Origin of the sequence: Streptomyces sp. NPDC048636 (assembly GCF_040650655.1) — a bacterium.
Lineage (GTDB): Bacteria > Actinomycetota > Actinomycetes > Streptomycetales > Streptomycetaceae > Streptomyces.
This window is the reverse complement of the sequence record NZ_JBEZHR010000006.1, coordinates 104,881-112,881: the sequence shown is the minus strand read 5'-3', so window position 1 is coordinate 112,881 and position 8,001 is coordinate 104,881. Positions and strand designations below refer to the sequence as shown.

Sequence of the window (8,001 nt, the reverse complement as noted above, 5' to 3'; positions counted from 1 at the left end):
CCCGTAGACAGCCCCCCCCGGTGAGCGGGGGGCCCCCCCCGGGGCCCGGGCGGCCCCCCACCGCCGTACCGGGGCGCGGGCCCTGTCCGGCGAAACCCGTCGGGCCCGCGACGCCCGGCACCGCACCGCACCTCGCCGAGGCGCCGGAGCGGCCCGGGTGCGCCCGGGTGCGCCCGGGTGCGAGGGCGATCCCCCGCCGTGCGATGCTCCCGGACCCGGTGCCCCCGCGCCGGACGCCGCGGACCGCTCCTCGGATCCGCCGTACAGGACCTAGCGCGGCGGGGCGGTGCTGCCGCGGGGGGCCAGCCGCGGGATGTCGTCCTGGACCCGTACGGCCGCCTCCCCGTCGAGCAGCGCGATCAGCCGCTCGGCGGCATGCCGCCCGAAGGCCGCGGTGTCCCGCACCAGTGCGGTCAGCGAGGGGTGGGTGCTGCGGCACAGGACGGAGTCGTCCCAGGCCACGATGGACAGATCGGCCGGGACGGCCAGCCCCCGCTCGGCCGCGGCGGCGAGTCCGGCCACCGCCATCACATCGTTGTCGTAGACCAGGGCGGTGGGCGGCCGGTCCCGTGCGAGCACCCGGCGGGTGGCCTCGGCCCCTTGGGCGTCGGAGTAGTCGGTGGTCACCGAGTCCACCTCGGTGAGTCCGCGGCGCTCGGCCTCGGCACGCAGCGAACGCATCCGGCGCCGGGTGTGGGCCAGTTCGGGCAGTCCGGCGATATGCACGATCCGGTGGTGACCGAGCTCGTGGAGATGACCGACGATCGAGGCCATCGCGGCGGCGTCGTCCGCCCAGAGGTTGGAGATGCCCGGGTGGGCGGTGGGCTCGGCGGCCGGGTCGTCGGTCATGGAGCCGATCACCACGGCGGGCAGGCCCAGTTCGTCGAGGAGTGCCGGCCGGGGGTCGTCACGGCATGGATCGACCACCAGCACGCCGTCCACCCGGTGCTCGGCCCACCACCGGCGGTAGGTGGCGCACTCCGCGCCCAGGTCCTCCACCACCTGGAAGAGCAGTCCGAGACGGCGTGGGGAGAGCGCTTCCTGTACCCCTGAGACCAGTTGCAGGAAGAACGACTCGACACCGAGGGTGCTGGCGGGCCGGGCGAGCACCAGGCCGAGGGTGGCCGAACCCTCTCCGGACAGGGCACGGGCGGCCGTACTGGGCTGCCAGCCGAGCTCCTCGGCGACGCGCCGCACCCGGTCACGGGTGGCCGCCGAGACCCCGGGGCGGTCGTTGAGCGCGAAGGAGACCGCGCTCTCGGAGACCCCGGCGCGGCGGGCTATGTCCTTCATCGTGGGGCGTCGGGCCGGTGTCCGGCGCATGGGCTTCCTCCCGCTCCCCGGGCGGTGCCCTTCGGGGAGATCACTAAAGCGCTTGAGCTGGATTCAGACTAAAGCGCATTAGTTGGCGACGGAAGTCTTGACGCAACTCCTGTTCCGGGTGCAGTTTTTGATCCGCCCCCTCCCGCACTCTCCCGCTCCCACCGGACTCACGCCGGCTCATCGAAGGAGCTCGTCGGCCATGCCCATATCCCGTAGAGCGACCGCTGCCATCCTCCCTCTCCTCCTCTCATCCATGGCCCTGACCAGCTGCGATGGTGGCGACAAGGGAGGCGGATCAAGCGCGGACGGTGCCATCGAGGGCGAGATCCGCTTCCAGACCTGGAATCTCCGGGCCAACTTCAAGGACTACTTCAACGATCTGGTCGACGCTTTCGAGAAGAAGTACCCGGACGTCAAGGTCACCTGGCTGGATCAGCCCGCCGAGAACTATGCGGAAAAGCTCAGCGCGGACGCCGGATCGGACAATCTCCCCGATGTGGTCAATGTGTCCCCGGATCTCGCCCATCCGCTGGCCAAGGCCGGTGTGCTGATGAACCTGGACCAGGAGAAGGCCAGCTCCCGGTACCGCCCCGAATACACCCCAGAGGCATGGCGGGGCAACGCCCTCCCGGGCCTCGACGGCACCTATGCCTTCCCCTGGTACCTCAACACCGGGCCGATGTTCTACAACAAGGCGCTCTTCCGGAAGGCGGGGCTCGATCCGGCCGACCCACCGCGCAGCTACGACGAGTTGTTCAGCGCCGCCGACACGATGGCCGAGACCTCCGACGGCGAGGTGGCCACGCTCGCGGGCACCCCGTCCATCGAGGACTTCGGCCGCTACGGCGTGAAGCTGATGAACGGCGACGCCACCGCCTTCACCTACAACGAGTCCCGGGGCGTCGAGCTGCTCACCCGGTACAAGAAGCTCTATGACAAGGGCGGTCTGGACGGCCAGGCGCTCACCAACACCCCGGAGAAGGCCGGGCAGAAGTTCCTGGAGCAGAAGGTCGCGATGAACCCGGGCAGCGCCCATGACCTGGAGACCTTCAAACGGGACGCGCCCAGCCTCTACAAGAACCTGGGCATCACCGAGGCGCCCAACAACACCGGTAAACCCAACATGTATGTGATGGGCCTGGCGGTGAAGGAGAACAGCGCGCACAAGGCCGCGGCCATCGCGTTCGCCCACTTCGTCACCGACCAGAAGAACCAGGAGTCCTTCGCGCACAAGGTGGCGATCTTCCCCAGCACCAAGGGGTCGCTGGAGAAGCCCTACTGGACCAAGGACGACGGCACCGACGAGGGCCGGGTGCGGGTCGCCTCGGCGAAGCTGCTCAAGGGCGCGGTCAACTACACCCCCGTCGTGATGAGCGACGAGATGAAGACCGTGCTCCAGAACGAGGTGGCCAAGGCGCTCCAGGGCAAGAAGTCGCCCAAGAAGGCGCTGGACGACGCCGTGGCACAGAGCAACAAGCTGCTCCAGCAGGGTTAGGGGCACCGATGCGCCGCCGCCCCGCCGCTCCCTCCGTGAGGACACACCGGGCCGCGAGCCCCTGGCTCTTTCTGCTCCCCGGGCTCGCCGTGGTCACCGCGTTCACCCTCTATCCCTTTCTGACCACCATCCACCTGGCGTTCACCGACACCCGGACGCTCACCGGCGGCTCCTGGGTGGGCCTCGCGAACTTCCGGACCATGCTGGACGACGAGCAGTTCACCGTGGGGCTGCGCAACAGCCTGCTGTACGTGGTGTTGGTGGTGCCGTGCACCGTACTGCTGCCGCTGCTGCTGGCCCTGCTCGTCCGAAGGCAGATCCCCGGTGTCACCTTCTTCCGGGCCGCCTTCTACACCCCGGTGGTGGCGTCGGTCGTGGTGGTCTCCCTGATCTGGGGGTGGATGCTGGACGACCGCGGTCTGGTCAACGGCATCCTCACCTTCCTCGGCGCCGGCCCCGTGGGCTTCCTCGGCGACCAGTGGCTGCTGCTGTTCAGCGCCATGGCGCTGACGGTGTGGAAGGGGCTCGGCTACTACATGATCATTTACCTTGCCGCGCTGGCGAACGTACCGCCCGAACTGCACGAGGCCGCCGCCGTGGACGGCGCGGGCGCGGTCCGCCGCTTCCTCAGCGTCACCGTCCCCGCCGTCCGCTCCACCATGGTGCTGGTCGGCGCGCTCTCCTCGGTGGCCGCGTTCAAGGTGTTCTCCGAGGTCTATCTGCTGGCCGGGCCCACCGGCGGCCCGGCCGGGCAGGACACCACGCTTGTCATGCTGGTGCAGCGGGTGGGCACGGGTCTGAACGGACGGGTGGGCTATGCCTCCGCGCTGTCGCTCGTGGTCTTCGCCCTCACCCTCGTACTGATGCTGCTGGTGCTGCGCGCCGACCGCCGGGAGGAGCCGCGGTGAGGCGGATGTCCGGCTGGGAGAAGGCGCTGCGCTATCTGCTGCTGCTCGCCGTGCTGGCGCTGACGGTGGGGCCGTTCCTGTGGCAGCTGTCCACCTCGCTCAAGAGCACCACCGAGGACATCTACACCTCGCCACCCGCCTTCCTGCCCGAACACCCCACGCTCGACAACTACTCCGGGGTCGCCGACATCGTCCCGGTGTGGGACTACGCGCTGAACTCGCTCAAGGTGGCGGTGGCCAATGTGCTCACCAACTGCGTGGGCGCGGCGATGGCCGGATACGCGCTGGCGCGGCTGCGGTTCCGCGGCCGCAGGGCGGCAGGGCTCGCCTTTGTGTTGGCGCTGCTGGTGCCGCTGGAGTCCATCATCATCGCCCAGTTCACCACCATGCGGGAGCTGGAGCTGAACAACACCCTCACCGCCGTGGTGCTGCCGGGCGCGGTCAGCGCGCTGAACGTGCTGCTGATGCGGAACGCGTTCGCCAACCTCCCGTACGAGATCGAGGAGGCCGCGGTCATCGACGGGGCCAATGTGTGGCAGCGGTTCGTACGGATCGCGCTGCCCGCGGTGAGGGGCACCCTGGCGGTGGTGGCCATCTTCGCCTTCATGGGCGCCTGGGACGACTTCCTGTGGCCGCTGATCGTGCTCTCCGACTCCGACAAGTTCACCCTGACCGTCGGCCTCAACTATCTGCACGGCACCTTCGCCAACAATCCGCGGCTCGTCGCGGCGGGCACCATCATCGCGGTCGCCCCGCTGATCGTGATGTTCGCCTGTCTCCAGCGGTACTTCTTCCGTGGCGTCGGCGAGGGCGCCATCAAGGGCTGAAGGGATCGATTTCCGTGCGCTTCGGCGTCAACTACACCCCCACCCGCGGCTGGTTCCACCACTGGCTGGACTTCGACCTCGACGAGGTCCGCGCCGATCTGGACTCCATCGCCGCCCTGGGCCTGGACCATATCCGGGTCTTCCCACTGTGGCCGGTCTTCCACCCCAACCGCTCCCTGATCCGCCCGCGCGCGGTCGAGCAGCTGGTCCAACTCGTCGACGCGGCGGCGGAACGCGGTCTCGAGGTGAACGTGGACGGTTTGCAGGGCCATCTGTCCAGCTTCGACTTCATCCCCTCGTGGACCACCACCTGGCACCGGCGCAACCTCTTCACCGACCCCGATGTGGTGGAGGCCCAGGCGGAGTATCTGCGCACGCTCGCCGCCGCCCTGGCCGACCGGCCCGCGTTCCTCGGGATGACCGTCGGCAACGAGATCAACCAGTTCTCCGGCGCGCCCCATCCCGACCCCGACCGCATCACCCCCGCACAGGCCGGGGCGTGGCTGCGCAGGATGCTCGACGCCTGCGAGAAGGGCGCACCGGGGCGGCCGCATCTGCACGCCTCCTACGACGCCGCCTGGTACCAGGACGACCATCCGTTCACCCCCGCCCACTCGGCCCGGCTCGGCGCCGCCACCGCGGTGCACTCCTGGGTGTTCAACGGCACGGCCCAGCGCCACGGGGCGACGGGCGCCGCCACCGGACTGCACGCCGCGTACCTCATCGAGCTGTCCAAGGCATGGGCGACGGATCCGCACCGGCCGGTCTGGTTGCAGGAGGTCGGCGCGCCCGCACCGCATATCCCGCCCGAGCGGGCCGCCGCCTTCACCGAGACCACCGTCGCCCAGGCACTGGACTGCCCTGATGTATGGGGGGTGACCTGGTGGTGTTCGCACGATGTGGACCGCGGGCTCGCCGACTTCCCCGAGCTGGAGTACGGGCTCGGGCTGCTGACCAACGACCGCCGGGTCAAACCGGCCGGGCGGGCGCTGGCCCGGATGGTCCGGGAGCGGCCGGGGCGGCCGCCCGCGCCACGCGGTACGGCGCTGGTGGTGGACGTCGGCGGCGAATCCGCTCGGGAGCGGTCGGTGTGCGCACCGGGCGGGGTGTTCTTCGAGGCATGGATGAGGGCCGCCGCAGGGGGGACGCGACCGGCCGTGGTACTGGCCGAACGGGCCTCGGACACCACGCACTTGGCGGCGCGCGGCATCACGGAGGTACTGACCGTCGACGCCCTGCGATGAGCCGCCCTCCGATGGGGCGTCCTCCCACCACCTGACCTCCCAGCGAAGGAGTCCAGCGTGTACGACAGATCCGCAACCCGACGTACGGTGCCCGCCCGCCCCGGACGCCGCCATGTGCTGGCCGCGGGCGCGGCCACGGCGACAGCCGCCGCCCTTCCCCCGGGCCTCGCGGCCGCCGCGGGCCGGACGCCCACGGCGGCCACCGCCATCGACGATCTGCGGCCGTATGCCTCGTACTGGTTCCCCGACAGCCTGCCCTCGGGCAGCCCGGGGGACGGTGTGGTCTGGCGGGCGCTGAAGTCGTGGACCCCGGAGTCCGATCCGGATCTCGCCTTCAACTCCGCGACGGTTCCGCTCGCGTCCCGCTTCGCTCCGGTGGCGCCCAACACCACCGCGCGCACCGGTCAGGCCCGGGTGTCCGCCCTGGCCGCCTTCGCCCCCACCGCCGGTAATCCCTCCCAGGGGGCCGCGACGGCCGACTTCTACGCGCTCACGCACTGGGCCTATCTCGATGAGCTGGTGTTCTGGGGCGGCTCCTCCGGCGAGGGGCTGATCCTGGCGCCCAACGCGCCCGTCGTGGACGCCGCCCACCGCAATGGCGTACCCGTGCTCGGCACGGTCTTCCTGCCGCCCGTGGCGTACGGCGGGCAGCTGCGCTGGACCCGCGAGCTGGTCCAGCGCGGCGGTGGCGGGTTCCCGATCGCGGACAAGCTGATCCAGGTGGCGAAGGCGTACGGCTTCGACGGCTGGTTCATCAACGCGGAGACCGATGGCGGGGACGCTCAACTGGCCACCGATATGCGGGACTTCCTGCGCCATCTGCGCGACCACGGTGAGGGGCTGCGGATCACCTGGTACGACGCGATGGTGGACAGTGGCGCCGTGCGCTGGCAGAACGCGCTCAACGACCGCAACGCGGCCTTCTTCCGCGCCTCCGACACCATGTTCCTGAACTTCGACTGGAGCCGGTCGGGGCTGGTCTCCTCCGGGCGGCTGGCGCGGGATCTGGACCGCGACCGCTATGAGCTGTGGGCCGGGATCGACGTGGAGTCCGAGGGCTATGAGACCTCGGTGGACTGGGACGCCATCGTCCCCGCCGACGCCCCGCACACCACCGGCTACGGTTTCTACCGCCCCGAGTGGACCTGGACCAGCCTGCCGTCCGGGCAGCGCACCCCGGCGGCCTTCCACGCCCGCGACGACCGCTTCTGGACCGGCGCCTCCCTCGATCCGTCCACGCCGGGCAGCGGCACCGGGGAGTGGCGGGCGCCGGCCCTCTCCGTGGCGGACCGTTCCACCGTCACCGCGCTGCCCTTCGCCACGTCCTTCAACACCGGCCATGGCCTGCGCTGGTACGAGGAGGGCACGGCGGTCTCCGACACCGCCTGGAACCATCTGGGACTCCAGGACCGGCTGCCCGGCCGCCGCTGGGTGGTGCGGACGAACGGTGCCCGCCCCGCCGTCACCTTCGACTTCGCCGACGCATGGCGCGGCGGCAGCAGTCTGCTGGTGGACGGCGCCCTGGACGCGCCCACGACGGTCGAGCTGCACTCGGTCCGGCTGCCGCTGTCGGCCGCCACCGTGGTGGAGCTGGCCCATCGCGCCGACGCCGGGTCGGCCGCGGTCCGGGTCGAGCTGGCGGTGGCCGTACAGGAGCCGGACGCGCCGGGCGGCGCCTACGACTTCGGCTACGTCCCGGCGGGCACGTTGCGCGCGGGAAGTGGCTGGACCACCGCCACTCTGCGGATCGGCCGACGGCGGCACGGTCTCCGGGCGGAGTCGGTGCGGGCCCTCGGGATCCGGCTGACCGCGCCCGGCGCTGGCACCGTGCGCTGGCGGCTGGGGGCGCTCGCGGTACGGGACGCGGCCCCCGAGGCTCCGGACGCGCCCGGACCGCTGACGGTGACTGCTTCCCGGCCCGGCGCCGAGGCCGGGACGGCCGCGCTGCGGCTGTCCTGGGGGCGCTCGTCCGGCGCGGTACGCCACTACGAGGTGCACCAGGCGCTGCCGGACGGCGGCCGGCGGTTCCTCGGCGGCACCTGCGGCACCGCGTACTACGTACCCGCGCTGCGCCGGGTGAACGGTGAGCGGTCGTCCCGGATCGACGTACGGGCCGTGGACGAGCTGTTCACCTCCTCCCCGCCCGCCTCGGTCTCGTTCCCCTGGTAACACCCCCACCACGCCCGGCGGTCAAGACCGGCCAC

5 protein-coding genes and 1 pseudogene are annotated in these 8,001 nt (G+C 71.2%); 5 read left to right on the top strand and 1 reads right to left on the bottom strand.

Annotation, left to right across the window (positions count from 1 at the left end; translation table 11 throughout):
* Window positions 1-270: 270 nt before the first annotated feature.
* Window positions 271-1,323, bottom strand: a complete 1,053-nt coding sequence (locus tag AB0C66_RS18440) for a LacI family DNA-binding transcriptional regulator (protein WP_362439096.1) — start codon at window positions 1,321-1,323, stop codon at window positions 271-273.
* Window positions 1,324-1,522: 199 nt separating this feature from the next.
* On the opposite strand from AB0C66_RS18440, the gene AB0C66_RS18435 reads away from it, so the two are divergent.
* The 5 genes and pseudogenes from AB0C66_RS18435 to AB0C66_RS18415 all read left to right on the top strand — a co-directional run bounded on the left by AB0C66_RS18435 (window position 1,523) and on the right by AB0C66_RS18415 (window position 7,966).
* On the top strand, window positions 1,523-2,818 hold the full coding sequence (locus AB0C66_RS18435) for an extracellular solute-binding protein (RefSeq protein ID WP_362439093.1): 1,296 nt from the start codon (window positions 1,523-1,525) through the stop codon (window positions 2,816-2,818).
* Window positions 2,819-2,826: 8 nt separating this feature from the next.
* Window positions 2,827-3,726: a sugar ABC transporter permease gene (locus AB0C66_RS18430; RefSeq protein WP_362439090.1), complete on the top strand. Its 900-nt coding sequence runs from the start codon at window positions 2,827-2,829 to the stop codon at window positions 3,724-3,726.
* Window positions 3,726-4,553: pseudogene (locus tag AB0C66_RS18425) on the top strand (carbohydrate ABC transporter permease); the annotation flags it as partial. The gene AB0C66_RS18430 and the pseudogene AB0C66_RS18425, both read left to right, overlap by 1 nt.
* A gap of 14 nt (window positions 4,554-4,567) precedes the next feature.
* A complete protein-coding gene (locus AB0C66_RS18420) occupies window positions 4,568-5,797 on the top strand; it encodes a glycosyl hydrolase (RefSeq protein ID WP_362439087.1) in 1,230 nt (409 codons plus the stop codon).
* 57 nt (window positions 5,798-5,854) lie between these two features.
* On the top strand, window positions 5,855-7,966 hold the full coding sequence (locus AB0C66_RS18415; protein WP_362439084.1) for an endo-beta-N-acetylglucosaminidase: 2,112 nt from the start codon (window positions 5,855-5,857) through the stop codon (window positions 7,964-7,966).
* The last annotated feature ends 35 nt before the right edge of the window (window positions 7,967-8,001 follow it).